The sequence below is a fragment of the Bradyrhizobium sp. USDA 336 genome, from assembly GCF_044908355.1.
Lineage (GTDB): Bacteria > Pseudomonadota > Alphaproteobacteria > Rhizobiales > Xanthobacteraceae > Bradyrhizobium > Bradyrhizobium yuanmingense.
Genome location: NZ_JBIYDC010000002.1, coordinates 2,853,229 through 2,872,838, shown reverse-complemented (window position 1 = coordinate 2,872,838; position 19,610 = coordinate 2,853,229). Strand labels below are relative to the sequence as shown.

At 65.2% G+C, this 19,610-nt stretch carries 16 protein-coding genes and 1 pseudogene; 11 read left to right on the top strand and 6 right to left on the bottom strand.

Features of this window, described 5'->3' with window-relative positions:
* Nucleotides 1–36: 36 nt before the first annotated feature.
* The 6 genes from ABIA45_RS14390 to ABIA45_RS14365 form a co-directional block, all read right to left on the bottom strand.
* Complete coding sequence (locus ABIA45_RS14390) at nt 37–2,529, bottom strand: GAF domain-containing protein (RefSeq protein WP_404652509.1); 2,493 nt, start codon at nt 2,527–2,529, stop codon at nt 37–39.
* Nucleotides 2,530–2,633: 104 nt separating this feature from the next.
* Nucleotides 2,634–4,322 carry a thiamine pyrophosphate-requiring protein gene (locus ABIA45_RS14385; protein WP_404655674.1) on the bottom strand — a complete coding sequence of 563 codons (1,689 nt, stop codon included), beginning with the start codon at nt 4,320–4,322 and terminating at the stop codon, nt 2,634–2,636.
* Between the two features lie 385 nt (nt 4,323–4,707).
* Complete coding sequence (locus ABIA45_RS14380) at nt 4,708–5,109, bottom strand: hypothetical protein (RefSeq protein ID WP_157282466.1); 402 nt, start codon at nt 5,107–5,109, stop codon at nt 4,708–4,710.
* Nucleotides 5,110–5,459: 350 nt separating this feature from the next.
* Nucleotides 5,460–5,624, bottom strand: a complete 165-nt coding sequence (locus tag ABIA45_RS14375; protein ID WP_036005811.1) for a Flp family type IVb pilin — start codon at nt 5,622–5,624, stop codon at nt 5,460–5,462.
* A 256-nt stretch (nt 5,625–5,880) separates the two neighbouring features.
* Nucleotides 5,881–6,117, bottom strand: a complete 237-nt coding sequence (locus tag ABIA45_RS14370) for a hypothetical protein (RefSeq protein ID WP_404652507.1) — start codon at nt 6,115–6,117, stop codon at nt 5,881–5,883.
* A gap of 59 nt (nt 6,118–6,176) precedes the next feature.
* A complete protein-coding gene (locus tag ABIA45_RS14365) occupies nt 6,177–7,178 on the bottom strand; it encodes a Ku protein (protein WP_404652505.1) in 1,002 nt (333 codons plus the stop codon).
* A 229-nt stretch (nt 7,179–7,407) separates the two neighbouring features.
* On the opposite strand from ABIA45_RS14365, the gene ABIA45_RS14360 reads away from it, so the two are divergent.
* From ABIA45_RS14360 to ABIA45_RS14310, 11 genes and pseudogenes are all read left to right on the top strand, one after another.
* Nucleotides 7,408–7,563, top strand: coding sequence for a hypothetical protein (locus tag ABIA45_RS14360; protein WP_167361642.1), 156 nt, complete (start codon nt 7,408–7,410; stop codon nt 7,561–7,563).
* Nucleotides 7,564–7,819: 256 nt separating this feature from the next.
* Nucleotides 7,820–8,494, top strand: coding sequence for a response regulator transcription factor (locus ABIA45_RS14355; protein WP_036005801.1), 675 nt, complete (start codon nt 7,820–7,822; stop codon nt 8,492–8,494).
* Nucleotides 8,495–8,603: 109 nt separating this feature from the next.
* Nucleotides 8,604–9,980, top strand: coding sequence for an ATP-binding protein (locus ABIA45_RS14350; RefSeq protein WP_404652503.1), 1,377 nt, complete (start codon nt 8,604–8,606; stop codon nt 9,978–9,980).
* Nucleotides 9,981–10,141: 161 nt separating this feature from the next.
* A pseudogene (locus tag ABIA45_RS14345) lies at nt 10,142–11,543 on the top strand (hypothetical protein).
* Nucleotides 11,544–11,641: 98 nt separating this feature from the next.
* On the top strand, nt 11,642–11,911 hold the full coding sequence (locus tag ABIA45_RS14340; protein ID WP_157282472.1) for a hypothetical protein: 270 nt from the start codon (nt 11,642–11,644) through the stop codon (nt 11,909–11,911).
* A gap of 132 nt (nt 11,912–12,043) precedes the next feature.
* Nucleotides 12,044–13,150 carry a c-type cytochrome biogenesis protein CcmI gene (ccmI, locus tag ABIA45_RS14335; protein WP_404652501.1) on the top strand — a complete coding sequence of 369 codons (1,107 nt, stop codon included), beginning with the start codon at nt 12,044–12,046 and terminating at the stop codon, nt 13,148–13,150.
* Between the two features lie 37 nt (nt 13,151–13,187).
* Nucleotides 13,188–13,727: a cytochrome c maturation protein CcmE gene (gene ccmE, locus ABIA45_RS14330; RefSeq protein WP_404652499.1), complete on the top strand. Its 540-nt coding sequence runs from the start codon at nt 13,188–13,190 to the stop codon at nt 13,725–13,727.
* Nucleotides 13,724–15,706 (top strand): heme lyase CcmF/NrfE family subunit, encoded by a 1,983-nt coding sequence (locus ABIA45_RS14325; RefSeq protein WP_404652498.1) that lies wholly within the window; start codon nt 13,724–13,726, stop codon nt 15,704–15,706. The genes ccmE and ABIA45_RS14325 overlap by 4 nt, the downstream gene beginning before the upstream one ends.
* Nucleotides 15,707–15,710: 4 nt before the next feature.
* Nucleotides 15,711–16,193 carry a cytochrome c-type biogenesis protein gene (locus tag ABIA45_RS14320; protein WP_271545196.1) on the top strand — a complete coding sequence of 161 codons (483 nt, stop codon included), beginning with the start codon at nt 15,711–15,713 and terminating at the stop codon, nt 16,191–16,193.
* A 112-nt stretch (nt 16,194–16,305) separates the two neighbouring features.
* Nucleotides 16,306–17,649, top strand: a complete 1,344-nt coding sequence (locus tag ABIA45_RS14315; protein ID WP_404652497.1) for a methyl-accepting chemotaxis protein — start codon at nt 16,306–16,308, stop codon at nt 17,647–17,649.
* A gap of 221 nt (nt 17,650–17,870) precedes the next feature.
* Entirely contained in the window at nt 17,871–19,451 is a 1,581-nt protein-coding gene (locus ABIA45_RS14310; RefSeq protein ID WP_271545194.1) for a Do family serine endopeptidase, read from the top strand.
* Nucleotides 19,452–19,610 lie beyond the last annotated feature (159 nt).

Sequence of the window (19,610 nt, the reverse complement as noted above, 5' to 3'; positions counted from 1 at the left end):
TCAGTTTGCCGAAAGCACCCACCGCGCCATTCAACCTCAGCTATTGTCTGACAGACCACTCTTGCGCGGCAGCACGATCGTGAATTCAGTAAACTTGCCCGGCTCGGTCGCGACGTCGATCCTGCCGCCGTGCTGCTTCACGACGATGTCGTGGGTCATCGACAGCCCGAGGCCGGTGCCTTCGCCGGCTGGCTTGGTGGTGAAGAACGGATTGAACATCTTCTCCTTCACGTCGTCGGCAATGCCGGTGCCGTTGTCGCGGATCGCAATCTCGACGTTATCGCCGCGATCGCGCGTCGCCGCGATCACCGTCGGCTCGTAACCGGCGGCACCGTCGGCCTTGCGCCTGATGACCGCGTGGAAGCCGTTCGAGATCAGGTTCAGGAGCACGCGGGTGATTTCCTGCGGAAACACTTCGGCCTGTCCGGCCGCTGGATCGAGCGCGCGCTTCAGCGTCACGTGGAATCCGGGCTTCTCGGCGCGTGCGCCGTGATAGGCGAGATTCAGGCTCTCCTCGACCAATGCATTGATGTCGCTCAGCCCATGCTCGCCGCCGCCTTCGCGCGAATGCAGCAGCATGTTCTTGACGATGGAATCGGCGCGGCGGCCATGCTGCACGATCTTGCCGAGGTTGTCCTGCAGAAGCCCGGTCAGCTCGTCGACCTCGCTGCGGACGTTCTCGGGGAGGGGGACCGGCACGAGCACCTCGTTCAGCTCCTCGGTCAGTTCGGCAGACAACGAGGCGAAATTGTTGACGAAGTTGAGCGGGTTCTTGATCTCGTGCGCGATGCCGGCCGTGAGCTGGCCGAGTGACGCCAGCTTCTCGGTCTGGATCAGGCGGTCCTGCGCGGCGCGGAGATCATCGAGCGATTTGGCGAGCTCGCTGGTGCGGGTCGCAACTTCGTTGAACAGGCGCGTGTTCTCGACCGCGATCACGGCCTGGTCGGCAAAGGTCTTGAGCAGGTTGATCGCCTTGTCCGGGAAATGACCGGGCTCCCGCCGCGTGACGGCGATGGTGCCAATCGCAAGGCCATCGCGCAGCATCGGCACCACGAGGATGCTGCGGTAACCGCGCGTTCGCGCCAGCTCCTTCATGGCTTCGGTAAGATCAGGCTCATTCTGCATGTCGCTGCGGAAGGCATACTCGCCGCTGCTCGCCACTCGGCTGTGAATGCCCGACGAGGACAGCGGCGTCGGAAACGAGCTCAGCAGATCCGCATTGCCGGCCTCATGGTCGGTCGTAAAGGCGGCCAGATGCAGCATGCCGTCGACGACGCGGGTGACAGTGGAGGAATGCGCTCCGATCAGCGCCTTGGCGCTGTCGGAAATGGCCTGGAACACCGGCGTGACATCGGACGGTGAAGCCGCGATCACCTTGAGAATGTCGGCAGTCGCAGTCTGACGTTCCAGCGCTTCCTTGGTCGCGTTGAACAGGCTGACATTCTTGATCGCGATCACGGCCTGGTCGGCGAAGGTCTGCAGCAGGCGCACATGATGCTCGGCGAAGTTGCCGGTCACGCGGCGCGTCGCGATGATGATGCCGATGGCTTCGCCCTCGCTCATCAGCGGCGCGAACAGCATGCTGCGATAGCCGCGGGCCCGCGCGATGTCGCGCGCGGCCGGTTCGACCTCGGTGTCCGGCAATTGCGCCGCGGTACCATTGGCCACCAGCTGGTAGGGCGGAAACTGCGCGAACGGCACCGGGAACGAGGCCTGGAGCACGCGATCGCCCGCGGGATCCGTCGGCGTGAATGCCGCAAGGTGCGCGGCGCCGTCGACATAACGCAGCACCGCGGTGGAGAAGCCGCCGATCAGCCGGTTGGCGTTGGTGGCGATGGCCTCGAATACCGGCTGCACGTCGGACGGAGAGGCCGCCATCACCTTCAGGATATCGGCCGTCGCGGTCTGGCGTTCCAGCGCCTCTTTGGTCTCGTTGAACAGGCGTGCATTCTCGATGGCGATCACGGCCTGGTCGGCGAAGGTCTGCAGCAGCTCTACGAGGTCGGGCGCGAATGCACCCGTTACCGTGCGTGTGACGCTGATCATGCCGACCGGCACGCCCCGGTTCATCAGCGGCATGAACAGCACGCTGCGGAAGCCGCGCAGCCGGGCCAGCTCCCGGTTCAGTTCAGGGACGTCGGCCGCCTCGCTGTCGGGAAACTGGATCGTCTGGCCGTCGCGCACGAGGCTAAAAGTCGGGAAGTCCGCGATCTTGCGCGGGAACGACGCCTTGAGCCCTGCGTCCGCCTCCGGGTTGGTCGGCGTGAACGCCACGAGGTGAAGCTCGTCGCCGATGAACTGGAGCACGGTGGCGGAGAAGCCGGCGAGCAGGCGCTTTGCGCTGGCGGCGACCGCCGTAAAGACCGGCCGCGCATCGGACGGCGAGGCCGCGATGGTACGCAAGATCTCGGCGCTGGCGCTCTGGCGATCCCGAGCCGTCGCAAGCTCGGCCCGCAGCTGCGCAATCTCGGCGGCGGCCGACCGCAATCGGCGCTCGAGTTCCTCGATTTCCTGCAAAACGGTCGTCATTCCCGGTCCAGCTTGATGCCGCGGCCTGCGCGGCACAGGGCCGGATTATCACAACTTCTGCGGCCGGAGCCAGCGGCTCGCAGCCGTGCCCGCACCGGCTCCGCTCACGTGCCGGGCCGCGACACCTCGGTCTCCTTGGCTGTGATGAACTCCAGCAGCACCGGCACGCCTTCCCTCGTCTTCGCGATGCCGCGCTTGATCGCGGGGACGATGTCTTCCGGCCGCGTCACCCGCTCGCCGTAGCCGCCGAAGGCGCGGGCCATCGCGGCGTAGTCGCCGGAAATGTCGGTCGAGCGATATTTTTCGGTCGAGATCGGCATCACCTTCAGCTCGATCGCCATCGAGAAATTGTTGAGCAGGATCGACATGATCGGGATGCGCTCGCGCACCGCGGTCTCGAAATCCATGCCGGTGAAGCCGATCGCAGCATCGCCCCAGACGTTGATGCAGAGCTTGTCGGGCTTTGCCAGCTTGGCGCCCATCGCAAGACCGAGGCCGTAGCCAAGCTGCGTGGTTTTGCCCCAGCCGAGATAGGTGAGGGGCTCGACCGATCGCCAGAACGGCGAGAGCTGGTCGCGCGGGCTGCCCGCATCGTGGGTGATGATCGTATTCTCGATGTCCACGGTGTGCTGGAGATCCCACAGCACGCGGTAGGGGCTGAGCGGCGCGTCGTTGCTGGTCAGCTTCGGCATCCATTTCGCCAGCCATTCCTTGTGTGAGGCTGCGATCTCGGCCGCGACGGCGGATGCATCGCGATCCGCGGTGACGGTCTTGCCGATCTCTTCCAGCAGCGCGTCGAGCACGAGGCCGGCATCGCCGACCAGCCCGATGTTCGCTTCCACATCCTTGTTAAGATGATTGGGATCGAGCGTCGAATGAATGATGGTCTTGCCCTTCGGCATTGCAATGCCGAAATTGGTCTCGGTGAAGGAGCAGCCGATGCCGAAGATGACGTCGGCCTCGGCCAGAAACTTCGGCACCGCGCGCGGCACTGCGAGGCCGCCGGAGCCGAGCGACAGCGGATGCGTCTCCGGAAACGATGATTTGCCGCCCAAGCTTGTGGTGACGGGGATCGCCAATCGCTCGGCGAGCCGTTTCAGCTGCGGCCAGGCCTGCGCATAGTGTACGCCCTGGCCGGCATAGATCACCGGCCGTTTTGCGTTCACCAGCAGGCTGGCGGCTTCCTTGACGTGAACGGGGTCGGCGCCGTAGCGGGTGCGCAGGACCGGCGTGTAGTTCAGCGGCTCCGGCACTTCCTCGTTCCACATGTCCGAGGGGATCTCGACGATGACGGGCCCGCCGCGGCCGTTCTTCAGCCTGGTGAAGGCGCGGCGGAAGATGTTGACGACTTCGGTCGCGAGGATGATCGGCTCGGACGATTTCGCGAACGGCTTCATCGCCTCGGTGGAATTGAAGTTCGGCTCGATATGCGCCAGCCTGCGCTGATAGCCCATCGGCAGCACCAGCACGGGAACGGATTCGCCGAAGCACTGCGCCACGCCGCCCATCGCATTCTCCGCGCCCGGCCCGTGCTGCATGCAGAAGGCGCCGATGCTGCGCCCCGACGTCACCCGCGAGATCGCATCCGCCATGTGGATGCCGACGCGCTCCTGCCGCACCATCACCGGGCGGATCTCGGCCTTGGCCGCGTGCTCGATCAGATGGTTGACCGGATAGCCGCAGAGGATCTCGATCCCCTCGCGCCTCATGATTTCCGCAATGGCGGTGCCGAGCTTCATGGCGTCTCTCTCCCTGGCAAGGCCGGTTGATCCGGCTTGTTGGGAGGAGAGGATCAGGAATTTCCGGAAGCGTAAAGCGCGGCTCCTTGGCTACGCAGGTAGGTCTGCCATGCAGGACCGCTTCGGCTCATCTCGTCGAGGCAGTCCATTCCTCGCCGATGGCAGCTCGAAAGACGCCCGGAGGAATCTTTCCAACGTCTGCCGGCGCGAGCTTGCTGAGAGGAGGACCGCATCTGTCGACGAAAAAGTCGAAAGTGTCGCTGCGCGTCCCAACGCCCGCCGTTTGCGCTATGGATGAATACGCACGCACGCAAGTCTTGAAATCGGAAATCACCTGCTGCAGTTTCTCGTTCTGTTCGGCGGGCGCGGACGTCGGCCAAGCTGCGGTCGCAAGCAGAAGAATGGTCGGGGTTGTTAACTTGATAGGCGTTCAGATGTCCTATTTGCAGTTCTGACAGATCGTCAGCTTTCGCTTCAAAGCCTCGTCTTCCTGATCGAAAGAAGAGCCAGCATCCTGGTTGGATCTGACTTCCTTTGCCGCGCGCGACCTCGCAGGCGGTGTCACCTCGCCGGGTGCGGCATTGTCCTCGGTGACGCTGAAGCCGTCATAATCGCCACCCGGGTTGGGCGCCTGCGGAAGCCCGCCGACCACAGGTGGCGAAACTTCTCTGGCGGAGGTGGCGGGTGGAACTCTGGAACGTGTGGCGCTCGTGCGCGGCGGCGATGCCTCGGGCGCGGCAAGCGACACCGGCGGCGCCATCGAGCTCTGCCCGTTCGCGCCGTCGTGCGGCCAGATGCCGGCCAGCGTGAGGCTGAGCGCCAGGAGCGTCGAGCGTCTCATTGTCATCCCTTCAAATAGATCTGCTTCAATGATTGAAGGTACGGCACTTCGCGCCGCGCCGAGAAAATATTAACCCTCACATGGCGTGCAAAATTGACGGAAATGCGGTGCGAGTGGCCGAGTGCCACGACCCCTTGATTTGCCCGCCGGGCGAAACACGCCAGCGCTGGGTCAGTCGCGCGCGGCCAAAATATTCGTATTTACAGAATTTCTGTTTTACCGTACAGCGCTGGCGGCGCCACCGCATCCCGGTCCGCGTCTCGTGACGGTCGCGAAACGCCCCTTGTGGCGAGCCGGGATGTTTCGTCGGCGGGCCAGGTTGGCTGCAGGGCGAGGCCGTCGGCCGGCGGTTACTTCATCGCGGTGCTGACCGAGTTGAACTTGTTGTTGAGCAGCGCAGCGCCCGTGCTGTTGACGATGGTCACGATTGCCAGAGCGATCCCAGCAGCGATCAGGCCGTACTCGATTGCGGTTGCGCCATTCTCATCGGCAAGGAAGGACCTAAGCAGACGCATTGCCAACTCCTGTTCATCCGATCCGATGGATGGTCGCGTCGTTATCGGACTTGCAAATCGATCGAACAAATCTTCGAGCGCCAAAACGCGGCGATCGCACCTTAGCTCGTACGACGGCATTCATTAAATTAGGGTTCCGTCGATCCGTTCAAATGAAGTCAAACCGACAGCCCGGTGCACTGCCCCATTGGCTTGGCCGCTTAACCGATTGTTGAGCCTGTTCGTCAACGAATAGGCAAGGATGTCTCGATCGCGCTCATCCGCGCCCGCCGTCCGCATTCAGCGCCCGCAACATCGCGATGCGGGCGAACATCACCCAGCCGCCGCCGGTCTCGGCCGCATTGATCAAGGTCTCGATCGCCGTCTGCCAATGCGCTTCGTGCTGGGCGTCCTCGGGCAGCTCCATGATGTAGTCGGCGGCTTCTTGAAGCGTGAGCAGCTTGCGCTTGTTGCTCACGCGGACGGGATCGTCGAAGGTCGTCGACCAGGGCATGTCAGGCCGGCCGGTCGGCGAGGGAAGACATCACGGCGTGATCGCGGGGTGTGGTGCTGTTAGCCGGCCTTCTTTGCCCGCGCCGGCGCGCGCACCGGCTTGTCGGCGGCCTTCTTCGGCGTGGTCGCAGCCCTCGCCGCAGCTTCCTTGCCGCCCTTGCCCGATATCGGCAGCAGCATCTCGCGCTGGCCCTCGACGCGCTTCTTCGGCTTCTTGGCCTTGGTGTCCTTGGCGGCCTCCTTGGCCGTATCCCTGGCGACCTTCGCCGCGGGCGCCGCGTCCTTCTCGTTCGCGATGCTCTTCTTCAGCGCGTCCATCAAGCTGATGACGTTGCCGCCGGTCTTCGGTGCGGCCTTGGCGGTGATCGGCATGCCGCTGCGCTTCTTGTTGATGAGATCGATCAGAGCGGTCTCGTAATGATCCTCGAACAGCTCGGGCTCGAACGCGCCGGACTTCTTCTCGACGATGTGCTTGGCGAGGTCGAGCATGTCCCTCGTCAGCTTCACGTCCTGGATGTCGTCGAAATATTCCTTCTCGCTGCGGACCTCGTAGGGGTAGCGCAGCAGCGTGCCCATCAGCCCGTTCTCGAGCGGCTCCAGCGCGATGATGTGCTCGCGGTTGGTCAGCACCACGCGGCCGATCGCGACCTTGTCCATGCTGCGGATGGTCTCGCGGATCACCGCATAGGCGTCGTGGCCGACCTTGCCGTCCGGCACGAGGTAGTACGGGCGGATCAGATAGCGGTTGTCGATGTCGGCCTTGGGCACGAACTCGTCGATCTCGATCGTGTGGGTGGAATCGAGCGCGATGTCGTCCAGCTCGTCCTTGGTGACCTCGATATAAGTGTCGGTGTCGACCTTGTAGCCCTTGACGATGTCCTCGGAGGTCACCTCGTCGCCGGTCTCGGCATCGACCTTGAGATACTTGATGCGGTGGCCGGTCTTGCGGTTGATCTGGTTGAACGAAACCTTCTCCGTATCCGAAGTGGCCGGATAGAGCGCGACCGGGCAGGTCACGAGCGACAGACGCAGAAAACCCTTCCAATTGGCGCGGGGGGCCATGGGCTACTCCAGACGCAACAGCGGACAAGCTTTGAGGATACCATCGCCCAGTTGCGAATCATAGCAACCGCCGGCGCGGAATCTTGCAACGGCGTTAATCGCCGCCTGCGCCGTGTTTGCCGGGCGGGCCCATGGACCGGAACATCGCCCGAGATGACGCGTTGCCCCGGCAATTCATCGCCGAGGAGGTCGCGGCCATCCGACGCGACAGCCACAGATCGAGGTCACCATGGCAACCAGGCGAGAGCAGAACCGGATCGTTGAAACTCCGACCGAGGCGCGCCAGGGCGAGCCCGGACCTTCGGTGGCGGCGCTGCTCGCCATCTCGACCGGGCTTGCGATCCTGATCCTCGCCGTCGTCTGGTTCGTGTTCTTCCGGACCTGACGGCCGGATCAGCACGCCGGCACCTTCCGGCTCGCCGCGCGATGCGGCACGTTGCGCCCACCATGCCGCCGGCTCCTCCGGCGGCATGGTGGGCGCAGTCGCATTTGCGCGCGCCAAGTCGTATATGACCAAGCCGTATATGACCAAAAAGTAACGTAGCCCGGTTCCCTGCGTTCATATTCAGTTCACGCCGGAATTGCTCATCTGTGGCGGTGTTCATGTCGCCTGTTCTTGCAGCCTATCCTTGGAGAGAAGCGTGCGCCTGCTCGTTGTTGAGGACGACCCCGATCTCAATCGCCAGCTCACCAAGGCGCTGACCGACGCCGGCTATGTCGTCGATCGGGCTTTCGACGGGGAGGAGGGGCACTATCTCGGCGACAACGAGCCGTATGACGCCGTGGTGCTCGATATCGGCCTGCCGAAGAAGGACGGCATCTCGGTGCTGGAAGCCTGGCGCCGCAACGGCCGCACCATGCCGGTCCTGATCCTCACCGCACGCGACCGCTGGAGCGACAAGGTGCAGGGCTTCGATGCCGGCGCCGACGACTACGTCGCAAAGCCGTTCCACCTCGAGGAGGTGCTGGCGCGCATCCGCGCCCTGCTGCGCCGCTCCACCGGCCATGCCCAGAGCGAATTGACCTGCGGCCCGGTGACGCTCGACACCCGAACCGGCCGGGTCAGCGTGTCGGGCAATCCCATCAAGATGACCTCGCACGAATATCGGCTTCTGGCCTACTTGATGCACCATTCCGGGCGGGTGGTCTCGCGCACCGAGCTGGTCGAGCATCTTTACGACCAGGATTTCGACCGCGACTCCAACACCATCGAGGTCTTCGTCGGCCGCATCCGCAAGAAGCTCGACGTCGACATCATCCAGACCGTCCGCGGTCTGGGCTATCTCCTGACCCCGCCGCCGGCCCCGGGCGCCTGAGGCGTTCCGGCCTTTGAAGTATCTTGGCTTGACGGGAGGCCGAACAGGGCCCTTGGTCCGGTCATGACGTCCGACCACCTGCCATCCAGCGCCGCCCGGGATCATTCCGATGGCCGCTAGCTCGCTTGCGAACCGACTGTTCCTGTCGGCGACCGCCTGGCTCGTGGTGATCCTGGCCATCACAGGCGTGGTGCTGTCGTCGGTCTACAAGAACGCCACCGAGCGAGCCTTCGACCGCCGGCTCAATCTCTATTTGCGCACCCTCATCGCCGAGGTCGCAACGCCCGACGAGCCGCCGGACCGCCAGTTCCAGTCGCTTGGCGAGCCCCTGTTCGACCTGCCGCTGTCCGGCTGGTACTGGCAGATCACGCGGACCGACACCGAAAAGCCGGAAGTGCGCTCCTCGCGCTCGCTTTGGGACAAGAAGCTACCGAAGCTCGAAGAGCAGGGTGCCGAGCTCACCGCCGCCGGCATCCGCCTCGCCTATGTCGACGGGCCGGAAGGGCAGAATCTGCGCATGGTGGAACGGCCGGTCGATCTCGGTGCCGACGGCAAATTTCTGGTCAGCGTCGCCGGGGATGATACCGAGATTTTCGACGAGACACGCAGCTTCGACTACTATCTCGGCGGCACCTTCACGGCGCTCGGCATCGTGCTGCTGCTGACGACCGTGTTCCAGGTCCGTTTCGGCCTTGCACCGCTCAAGCGCATCTCGGACGCGATCGCCGACATCCGCTCCGGGCGGGCGGAACGGCTCGAGGGTGAATTCCCGGTCGAGATCGCGCCGCTGGCGCGCGAGACCAACGCGCTGATCGACGCCAATCGCGAGATCGTCGAGCGAGCGCGCACCCATGTCGGCAATCTCGCTCATGCGATCAAGACGCCGCTTTCGGTCATCGTCAACGAAGCCAGCGCGCATGCCGCCGATCCGTTCGCGGAGAAGGTGATGGAGCAGGCGGATGTGATGCGCGACCAGGTCGCCCATCATCTGGAGCGCGCCCGCATCGCGGCACGGGTCTCGGTGGTCGCGACCGTGACGGAGGTGGCGCCTGCCATCGAGGGACTGCGGCGGACCATGGAGAAGATCCATCGCGACCGCGGCATCGCGGTCGAGGCCAAGGCCGATCCATCCGCCAAGTTCCGGGGCGAGCGGCAGGATCTTGAGGAGATGGTCGGCAATCTCGTCGACAATGCCTGCAAATGGGCGGCCTCGCGCGTCCTCATTGATATCCTCGTCGAGCCGCCACAGCGGGCCGGCGCCGGCCCGCGTTTGCGGGTCATCGTCGACGACGACGGCCGCGGCCTGTCGGAAGCCGAGCGCGCCCAGGTCGCCCGGCGCGGCCAGCGCCTCGACGAGTCCAAGCCCGGGTCGGGACTGGGGCTGTCGATCGTGACCGACCTCGCGGCCCTCTATGGCGGCAGCCTTTCGCTCGGCAGCGCCCCGACTGGGGGTCTGCGCGCCGAGCTGGTTCTTCCCGGAATATAATCCCTTGTTTCGACGACAATTTCCGGCGCGGCTGAGGCTCCTCGAGCGAAGCATGGGAGGCATTCGAGGCAGCTTCCTAAACGGCTTCTTAAGTGGGGACCCCCTATGATCGCGCCGGACCCATCCCATGTCCGCCATTTTACCGTGCATTACCCGGGCGCATGAGCCAGACATCGATCGAGCGGCTGAGGGAATATCTCGCGCAGCTCCCGCCGCAGTCGCAGGCACTGCTGATGCGGGAGTTCGAGCGTGCGCTGGAGCGCGGCCAGGACACGGCCGTGGCCACCCTCGTGCTCGAGCAGCTGCGCAAGATCGTCCGCAAGAGCGAGGCGCGACGAGGCTTTGCCGCCGCGCACGGACGATCTGTCGCGGCTCCTATTCCAGGTGTTGGAACCGTTCCTCGTCGAAGCGGGCACTCCTGTCAGGTCCGGCCAGATTCGCCGCTCCTCGCTGCAGCCGATCTGGCAGTGGCTTGGCCGTGACGGCGCACCGGACAAGGTGAACGAATTCGAGGCGGCGCTGGCGCGCATGCCGGCGGACAGTGCTGGTCAGGTCGAAGCCCTGGCGCAGAAGCTTCAGGCCGTGGCCGCGGATGCGATCTTCGAGCTGACGGGGCCGGGCGGCGGCGACAAGTCCCGGGCGCTGGCCCGGGTCGGACCGCCCAACGTGATCGAGGATCTCTATTCGATCGGTGCGGTGCTCCAGGTCCGGGACGCCATTGCGACATTGAACGAGAAACTGCCGCGCACCTTGCGGGCCTTCGGGGATTCCCAGATCGCCTCGGTGACGTCGGCGCTCAACATTCCGGCGCTTCAGACGCCGCAAATGCTGCCTTTCGCCTTGTCGATCGTCGTGCAGCGGATGACCGCGCCCTGGCAGATCATCCGCCTTGCGGTCAAGATAGCGGCGTCCGATGACGAGATCCGCGTCGCGGCGACGCCCTACGGTGTGGCCGTCACGATGGCCCTGCATGATCTGTCCTGCGTCGCCGCGGTCCTGCGCATGGACATCAAGCGCGGCCATTTCGACAATGTCGCCGGCAACCTCAAGACACTGCACGACGGCGTGCGCGGACTGCGCACCGAGCTCGACCTGCGCAACGATTCGGCCTGGGGCAAGCAACTGACCTCGATCCGGGCCGACATCTCCAATGCGCTGCAGTCCGAGATCGACAGCGTTCCCGGCCGCGTCCGCCGCATCCTGCGCCAGCGCCCCGAAAAGGACATTCCGCCGGGCGCGCGGATCGACAGCACCGAAGTCGAGGAAACGGTGGCACTGATCGACTTCGTCGCGACGTGCCGCAACTATGCGAGCGAGCTTGCGATCAACGAGGTGACGCTGCGTACCTTTTCCGATCTCCAGCAATATGTGGAACGGTCGACCGAGCAGCTGGTGCAGTCGCTGCGCGCCGCCGATCACAAGGTCCGCACCTATCGGCAGCAGCAGGTGCAGGCCGCGATCCGCTTCTGCCAGGTGCTGTTCGGCGACGATTACGCCTCATTGATGAGCCGGGCCGCCGAAAATGCACTCACGGGCGAGCGCAAATCGTCGCGCGCAGGCTGATCGGCGCGCATTTTTCTTGATCACAATTTTAAGTTGACGATGCCGATGGCGCACCGTACTTTCGCGGTGCAAGTCTGGAAATTTCCATCTGTAGGCGCATGAAACCGGTCATCAGCTCGATTGAAATTGAGAACCGCGTCCTCGTTGCCAAGTATCAACGGCTGATGGTTGGAGCCAAGGTGGTGCTGGTCGAGAAGGCCAGCGATCGGCAGCTGCCTGAGACCGCCACCAGGGTTGCATCTCGGGTTCCGGTCGGAGCGCTGCGCATCAGATTGCCGGATGCAATCAAGCCCGGAACATACTTCCTGAAGGCCTTCGACGGGCACGGCGAGCAGGCCGCGCAAAGTATCGACTTCGAGATCGGCTAAGCCGTTGGATTTTCACCTTTTCGGGACGACCCGCGGGTAGCGCCGCCTTGACAATTGTCAATTGCCGCATCCTCCGGCCGTGGTGTAAAGGCACCTACAGGCGCGGTACGGGCGCCGCCGGAAGCTTGCCAGATGACGCTATGGTTCGTGTTCGCGCTGATGACGGTCGCGGCGATTTTCGCCGTGCTCTGGCCGCTTGGTCGCACCAGCCGCGCGCAGGATCAGGGCAGCGAGGTCGCGGTCTATAAGGACCAACTGGCCGAGATCGAGCGTGATCTCGCCGCAGGATTGATCTTGGCGCCGGAGGCCGAGGCTGCGCGCGTCGAGGTCAGCCGCAGGCTGCTCGCGGCGGCGGCCAGCGAGCCGGCAACGGCGCCGAAGTCGAACCTCAAATGGCGCCGTGCGGCGGCCGTGCTGGCGCTTGCCGGACTGCCGCTCATCGCGGCCGGCGTCTACATGCCGCTCGGCTCGCCCCGGCTGCAGGACTTTCCGCTTGCGCAGCGGGAGCGCGGGGGTGGCATGGCGCAGTCGCTCGAGAACCTCGTCGTGCAGGTCGAGCAGCATCTGGAGAAGAATCCGACGGACGGGCGCGGCTGGCACGTGCTCGCGCCGGTTCTGGAGCGGCTCGGCCGCTTCGACGACGCGGTGCGCGCCTATCGCAACTCGCTCACCTACAATGGCGAAAGCGCGGAGCGCAGGTCCGATCTCGGCGAAGCGATCTCGGCTGCCGCCGGCGGCGTGGTGACCGCCGAGGCCAAGGCCGAATTCGAGCGCGCGCACGCCTTGAACGCCGACGATCCCAAGGCGAATTACTTTCTGGGCCTTGCCGCCGAGCAGGACGGCCGCAAGGACGACGCGACCAACATCTGGCGTGCGCTGCTTGCGAAAGCGCCGGCGGATGCTCCGTGGCGTGCCCTGGTGCAGTCCTCGCTGGCGCGGGTCGGTGGGGGCGGCACGCTGCCGGCGCTGTCCGACGAGACGATTGCTGCCTCCAAGGACATGGCCGAAACCGATCGCAACGCGATGGTGCGCGGCATGGTCGACCGTCTGGCGACGCGGCTGAAGCAGAACGGCGACGATGTCGAGGGCTGGCTGCGTCTGGTGCGCGCCTATCTGGTGATGGGCGAGCGGGACAAGGCAATGGGCGCTTCGGCCGATGCCCGGCAGGCGGTTGCCAGCAACGCCGAGCGGCTGCGCCAGCTCAACGAAGGCCTGAAGACTCTCGGGATCGGCGGATGATGATTTCGGGACGAGAGATGCGGAGAACGGATACGCCATGACGCGCAAGCAGCGACGTATGACCATCATCGGCGGATCGCTCGCCGTGCTCGCGCTCGCGGCCGCGCTGGTGCTCAACGCGCTGCGCGACTCCATCGTGTTCTTCTCGACCCCGACCATGGTCGCCGAGAAGCAGGTCGAGCCCGGCAAGCGGTTTCGCCTCGGCGGCCTGGTGCAGCCCGGCTCGCTCCAGCGCGGCGACAATCTCGCGGTGACGTTCGAGGTCGCCGACGGCAACGCCAAGCTGCCGGTCGCCTTCAAAGGCATTCTGCCCGACCTATTTCGCGAAGGGCAGGGCGTCGTCGCGGAAGGCGCACTCGATGCCAACGGCGTGTTCAAGGCCGATACCGTCCTTGCCAAGCACGACGAGACCTACATGCCCAAGGACGTCGCCGATGCCCTGAAGAAGCAGGGGCACTGGAAGGACGATTACGGTGCCCAAGGCTCCGGCGCCCAAGGCTCCGGTACCCAAGCCTCCGGTGCCGCCAAACCCGCGGCGACGACCGCGCAAGGCAATCCGCAGGGAGCGGTGCGGTGATCGCGGAATCAGGACATTACGCGCTGGTGCTGGCGCTCGCCCTCGCACTGATCCAGTCCGCGGTGCCGCTGATCGGCGCGCGCCTTGGCGACGCCGCCCTGATGAACGTGGCGCGCTCGACCGCACTGGCTCAGTTGCTGTTCGTCGGCGCCTCATTCACGGCGCTGGTGATGCTGCACGTGAACTCGGATTTCTCCGTCGCTAACGTCTACGAGAATTCCCACTCGATGAAGCCGCTGCTCTACAAGATCACGGGCGTCTGGGGAAACCATGAAGGCTCGATGCTGCTGTGGGTGTTGATCCTCGCGCTGTTCGGCGGCTTGGTCGCAAGCTTCGGCAACAATCTGCCGCTCTCGCTGCGCGCGCATGTGCTGGCTGTGCAGGCCTGGGTCGCCAGCGCGTTCTACCTCTTCATCCTGATGACATCGAACCCGTTCCTGCGCATCGCGAGCCCCCCGATCGAGGGACGCGATCTCAATCCCGTGCTTCAGGACATCGGTCTCGCCGTGCATCCGCCGATGCTCTATCTCGGCTATGTCGGCTTTTCGATCTCGTTCTCATTCGCGATCGCGGCCCTGATGGAGGGACGGATCGATGCGGCCTGGGCGCGCTGGGTGCGGCCCTGGACGCTAGTAGCCTGGATCTTCCTGACCCTCGGCATCGCCATGGGCTCGTATTGGGCCTATTACGAGCTCGGCTGGGGCGGCTGGTGGTTCTGGGATCCGGTGGAGAACGCTTCGCTGATGCCCTGGCTCGCCGGCACCGCGCTCCTGCATTCGGCGCTGGTGATGGAGAAGCGCAACGCGCTGAAGGTCTGGACTATCCTGCTCTCGATCCTGACCTTCTCGCTGTCGCTGCTCGGTACCTTCCTGGTTCGCTCGGGCGTCATCACCTCGGTGCACGCCTTCGCCACCGATCCGACCCGCGGCGTGTTCATTTTGCTGATCCTCTGCCTGTTCATCGGCGGCAGCCTGGCGCTGTTCGCGGGCCGCGCCACCTCGCTGAAGCAGGGCGGCCTGTTCGCACCGATCTCGCGCGAGGGCGCGCTGGTGCTTAACAATCTGCTGCTCACGGTGGCCTGCGCCGTGGTGCTGTTCGGCACGCTCTATCCGCTCGCGATGGAGATGCTCGCCGATTTCAAGATGTCGGTCGGCGCCCCCTTCTACAATCTGAGCTTCGCGCCGCTGTTCGCGCTGTTGCTGCTCGCGGTGCCGTTCGGGCCGATGCTGGCGTGGAAGCGCGGCGACCTGCTCGGCGTGATGCAGCGTCTGCTCGCCGCCGGCGTCGCCGGGCTGGTCGTGGTCGCCATCGTCTGGGCCTGGGTGCGGGGCGGCAGCGCGCTGGCGCCGCTCGCGATCGGGCTCGGCGTCTTCGTCATCGCCGGCGCGGTCACCGATCTGGTCGAACGGACGGGCCTGGTGCGCCTGCCGTTCGCAACGGTGCTGCACCGGGCGCGCGGCCTGCCGCGCTCGGCGTGGGGCACCGCGTTCGCGCATGCCGGCCTCGGCGTTGCGCTGATCGGGATCGTCTGCGAGACCACCTGGAACAGCGAATACATCGCGACTATGAAACCGAACGAGACTGCCCATGTCGCCGGCTACGATCTGAAGCTCGACGGGCTGTTTCAACGCCAGGGCCCGAACTACCGCGAGATGATTGCCGAGTTCAAGATCAGCCGCGATGGCGAGGCGGTCACGGTGATGACGCCGTCCAAGCGCAGCTTCACCACGCGCGGCTCGTCGACCACCGAAGCGGCGCTGCTGACGCGCGGGGCGAGCCAGCTCTACGTCTCGCTCGGCGACGCCACCGCCGAAGGCGCCATCGCCGTGCGCATCTATCACAAGCCGCTGGTTCTCCTGATCTGGTGGGGGCCGGTGCTGATGGCGCTCGGCGGCGTGCTCTCGCTCTCCGACCGCCGCCTGCGGGTCGGCGCGCCGAAGCCGGCGCGGGCCAAGCAGCGCCTCCAGCCCGCGGAATGATCCGATGCGCCGGATGATGGCCGCCTTCGTCGCCTTGCTGCTGCTGGCATTGCCGGCGGCCCACGCTGTCCAGCCCGACGAGATCATGCCGGATCCGGTGAAGGAATCGCGCGCGCGCGAATTGTCGCGCGAGCTTCGCTGCATGGTTTGCCAGAATCAGTCGATCGACGATTCCGATGCGCCGCTGGCACGCGATCTCAGGCTGCTGGTGCGCGAGCGCATCGCGGCCGGCGACAGCAATTCGCAGGTGCTCGATTTCCTGGTGGCGCGCTACGGCGAGTTCGTGTTGCTCAAGCCGCGCTTCGAGCTGCAGACCCTGCTGCTGTGGCTGCTCGGGCCGGTGCTGCTGATCGGCGGCGGCCTGGCGCTGTGGCTACAGATCCGCCGCCGCTCGGGAAGGGGTGCCGACGTACCGCCTCCGCCGCTCACGGCGGAGGAGAAGGCGCGGCTTGCGGCCTTGATGTCGGACGAACCCAAATCGCCCTGAAGCCGTCTACGTCGCGCCACGCAGTGCGCGGCAACGGCTGCGTGGTTCATGCTAAATTGACCTTTGTCTGGAAGCTTGTCGCGAGATTTGATTCCAGCTCCTGAGTCCCCCGATGTTCGCGAACAGCAATCTGACGATCCGCTTCCTGGTCGGCGCCGTCGTCGCTGCGTTATTGTTCCTGCTTGGCATCGGCGGCAGCACCGGCTTCATCGCGGTGCTCTATCTCAACAACGAGATCACCAGCCTGTCCTCGAACTTCGCCGCGCTGAGCGGCCCGGCGCGCGACCATGCCATGCAGATCTACCAGCAGGCGCAGACCGCGTTTTCTTATTTCCTGCTCGCCTGCGGCGTGATCGCCGTCGTCGCTTTCGCGATCTGCTTCACGACCTGGTTCGCCGTGCGCAACGGCATCCTCAATCCCCTCGCGGCCATCGTGCATGCCATGCGCGAGGTCGCCGACCAGAAGTTCGAGACATCAGTTCCGGGGCTCGGTCGCACCAACGAGATCGGCCTGCTCGCCGGTGCGCTGGAGGTGTTCAAGACCAACGGCATCGAGCGGCGCCGCCTCTCCGAGCAGCAGCTGCATGAAGCGCAGCATCAGGCCGAGCGTTCGAAATTCCTCGATAACAGGATCAAGCGCTTCAACGATCTCGTCGCCAGTGTCGTCGCCAGCGTGGCGTCATCGGCCGTGCATCTGAAGACCAACGCGGAGACGTTGTCGCGGACCGCCAACGACACCAGCACCAAGGCCAATGCGGTCGCGAGCGCGGCGAGCCAGGCCAGCGCCAGCGTGCAGACGGTTGCAGGGTCCGCCGAGGCGATGACGAACTCGATCGGCACGATCAGCCGCCGCGTCACGGACGCGACCCAGCGCGCCGAAGGCGCTGCAAGCCAGGCGGAGAAGAGCCGCGATACCATTCACACGCTGTCGGATGCCGCCGAAAAGATCGGCGAGGTCGTCCAGCTCGTCCAGGCGATCGCATCGCAGACCAATCTCCTGGCGCTCAACGCCACCATCGAGGCGGCACGGGCCGGCGAAGCGGGCAAGGGGTTTGCGGTGGTCGCCTCGGAAGTGAAGAACCTGGCGCATCAGACCAGCAAGGCGACGGAGGAGATCACCTCGCACGTCGCCAGCATTCAAGGCATCACCGCGGAGACCCGCGGCGCGATCGACGGCATTTCCAGGACGCTGTCGGAGATCTCGTCGATCATGTCGGGCATCGAGGTCGACACCGCCCAGCAGCGCAACGCCACACAGGAGATCACGCGCAGCGCCCAGGATGCCGCGCGCGGAACCCTCGACGTCTCCAACCATATCGTCCAGATTACCTCCACCTCGGCCGAGACCGGCCGCATGGCGGCCGAAGCCAGGGATTCGGCCGTCGATCTGTCGCGGCAGGCCGAGACCTTGAAGCGCGAAGTCGACGAGTTCATCGTCAGTGTCAGGGCGAGCTGAGGGGCCAGAATTCGCGCTTGCAGCCTTGTCGGGGGAACTCGATTAAGTTCCTGTAAGGTCACGATTTTTGGCCTGTGCTGAACTGCCGCATCCGCCTCGACGCATCATTACAAAAGTTTAACCCCGCCGCCAGCGCGCGGTAAGGCGGGAGTCCCCATCTTCAGGTTCGCAAGGTGCTGCATCCGGCACCAACAGGAATTCAGGGCTCTGGAGATTTCCGCATGAACGATCGTATCGACCTTTCGAACCTCCCGTCCTACCGGCAGCCGCGCCGGTCGGTGTTTTCCGCGCGCAAGCTCGCGCTGATGGCTTCGGTCGTCGCCGGTCTCGGCGCGGCCGTCTATGGCTTCAGCCCGTCGACCTCGCCGGCCGACCTGTTCTCCAGCCCGGCGCATGCGCAGGTCAACAACGAGGTTCGCAAGGTCGAGCGTCCGGTCGGATTCGCCGACGTCGTCGAGCGCGTGAAGCCTTCGGTGATCTCGGTCAAGGTCAACATGAAGGAGAAGACCGCGAGCAATGACGACGGCGACGATTCCTCCTCGCCGTTCCAGCCGGGCTCGCCGATGGAGCGCTTCTTCCGCCGCTTCGGTGGTCCGGATGGTTTGCCCCCCGGCCTGAAGGGCGGCCGTGGCCGCGTCGTGCAGGGGCAGGGCTCCGGCTTCTTCATCTCGGCTGACGGCTATGCCGTGACCAACAACCACGTGGTCGATGGTGCCGACAAGGTCGAGGTCACCACCGACGACGGCAAGACCTACACCGCCAAGGTGATCGGCACCGACCAGCGCACCGACCTCGCGCTGATCAAGGTCGAAGGCAGCACAAACTTCCCGTTCGCCAAGCTCGCCGACAGCAAACCGCGGATCGGCGACTGGGTGCTCGCGGTCGGCAATCCCTTCGGTCTCGGCGGCACCGTGACCGCGGGCATCGTCTCGGCGAGCGGCCGCGACATCGGCAACGGCCCATATGACGATTTCATCCAGATCGACGCGCCCGTGAACAAGGGTAATTCCGGCGGTCCGGCCTTCGACACAAACGGCGAGGTGATGGGCGTCAACACCGCGATCTACTCGCCCTCCGGCGGTAGCGTCGGCATCGCGTTCTCGATCCCGGCCAACACCGTCAAGAGCGTGGTTGCGCAGCTCAAGGACAAGGGCTCGGTCAGCCGCGGCTGGATCGGCGTACAGATCCAGCCCGTAACCTCCGACATCGCCGACAGCCTCGGCATGAAGAAGGCCGAAGGCGCGCTGGTGGCGGAGCCGCAGGCGAACGGTCCGGCGGCGAAGGCCGGCATCGAGTCCGGTGACGTGATCACCGCGGTGAACGGTGAACCCGTCAAGGATGCCCGCGAGCTCGCCCGCACCATCGGCGGTATGGCACCCGGCGCGTCCGTGAAGCTCAACGTGCTGCACAAGGGCCAGGACAAGGTCGTCAACCTCACCCTCGGCCAGTTGCCGAATACGGTCGAGGCCAAGGCCGACTTGGACAAGGACAGCGGCAAGGGCGCCAGCAAGGGGACGGACGTACCGAAGCTCGGCATGACCGTTGCGCCCGCCAATTCCGTGGCCGGTGCCGGCAAGGAAGGCGTCGTGGTCACCGAGGTCGATCCGAAGAGCGCGGCGGCCGAACGCGGCTTCAAGGAAGGCGACGTGATCCTCGAGGTCGGCGGCAAGAGCGTGGCGACCGCCGGCGAAGTCCGCGACGCGATCAACGCGGCGCGGACCGACAACAAGAACAGCGTCCTGATGCGCGTGAAGAGCGGCGGCCAGTCGCGCTTCGTCGCGGTGCCCATCGCCAAGGGCTGAGGCCTTCAGGAGGCCTACGAGATGAAGGGTACCGCCGGCATCAGTCGCCCCCGCCGCCGGTGCCCTTCGGGGAAGCAGCGCAACGCTGGCTTCCCTCATCTACCTTCCGGTGGAATTACGCCCCCCTCCGTCGGAAGGCCTAGGGCGGTGAGGTCCCCC

Bases quoted from the DNA above. Each gene is read 5' to 3' on its own strand.
- ABIA45_RS14390 (WP_404652509.1), bottom strand. From the start codon at position 2,529: ATGACGACCGTTTTGCAGGAAATCGAGGAACTCGAGCGCCGATTGCGG.
- ABIA45_RS14380 (WP_157282466.1), bottom strand. From the start codon at position 5,109: ATGAGACGCTCGACGCTCCTGGCGCTCAGCCTCACGCTGGCCGGCATC.
- ABIA45_RS14375 (WP_036005811.1), bottom strand. From the start codon at position 5,624: ATGCGTCTGCTTAGGTCCTTCCTTGCCGATGAGAATGGCGCAACCGCA.
- ABIA45_RS14370 (WP_404652507.1), bottom strand. From the start codon at position 6,117: ATGCCCTGGTCGACGACCTTCGACGATCCCGTCCGCGTGAGCAACAAG.
- ABIA45_RS14365 (WP_404652505.1), bottom strand. From the start codon at position 7,178: ATGGCCCCCCGCGCCAATTGGAAGGGTTTTCTGCGTCTGTCGCTCGTG.
- ABIA45_RS14360 (WP_167361642.1), top strand. From the start codon at position 7,408: ATGGCAACCAGGCGAGAGCAGAACCGGATCGTTGAAACTCCGACCGAG.
- ABIA45_RS14350 (WP_404652503.1), top strand. From the start codon at position 8,604: ATGGCCGCTAGCTCGCTTGCGAACCGACTGTTCCTGTCGGCGACCGCC.
- ABIA45_RS14340 (WP_157282472.1), top strand. From the start codon at position 11,642: ATGAAACCGGTCATCAGCTCGATTGAAATTGAGAACCGCGTCCTCGTT.
- ccmI (WP_404652501.1), top strand. From the start codon at position 12,044: ATGACGCTATGGTTCGTGTTCGCGCTGATGACGGTCGCGGCGATTTTC.
- ccmE (WP_404652499.1), top strand. From the start codon at position 13,188: ATGACGCGCAAGCAGCGACGTATGACCATCATCGGCGGATCGCTCGCC.
- ABIA45_RS14320 (WP_271545196.1), top strand. From the start codon at position 15,711: ATGCGCCGGATGATGGCCGCCTTCGTCGCCTTGCTGCTGCTGGCATTG.
- ABIA45_RS14315 (WP_404652497.1), top strand. From the start codon at position 16,306: ATGTTCGCGAACAGCAATCTGACGATCCGCTTCCTGGTCGGCGCCGTC.
- ABIA45_RS14310 (WP_271545194.1), top strand. From the start codon at position 17,871: ATGAACGATCGTATCGACCTTTCGAACCTCCCGTCCTACCGGCAGCCG.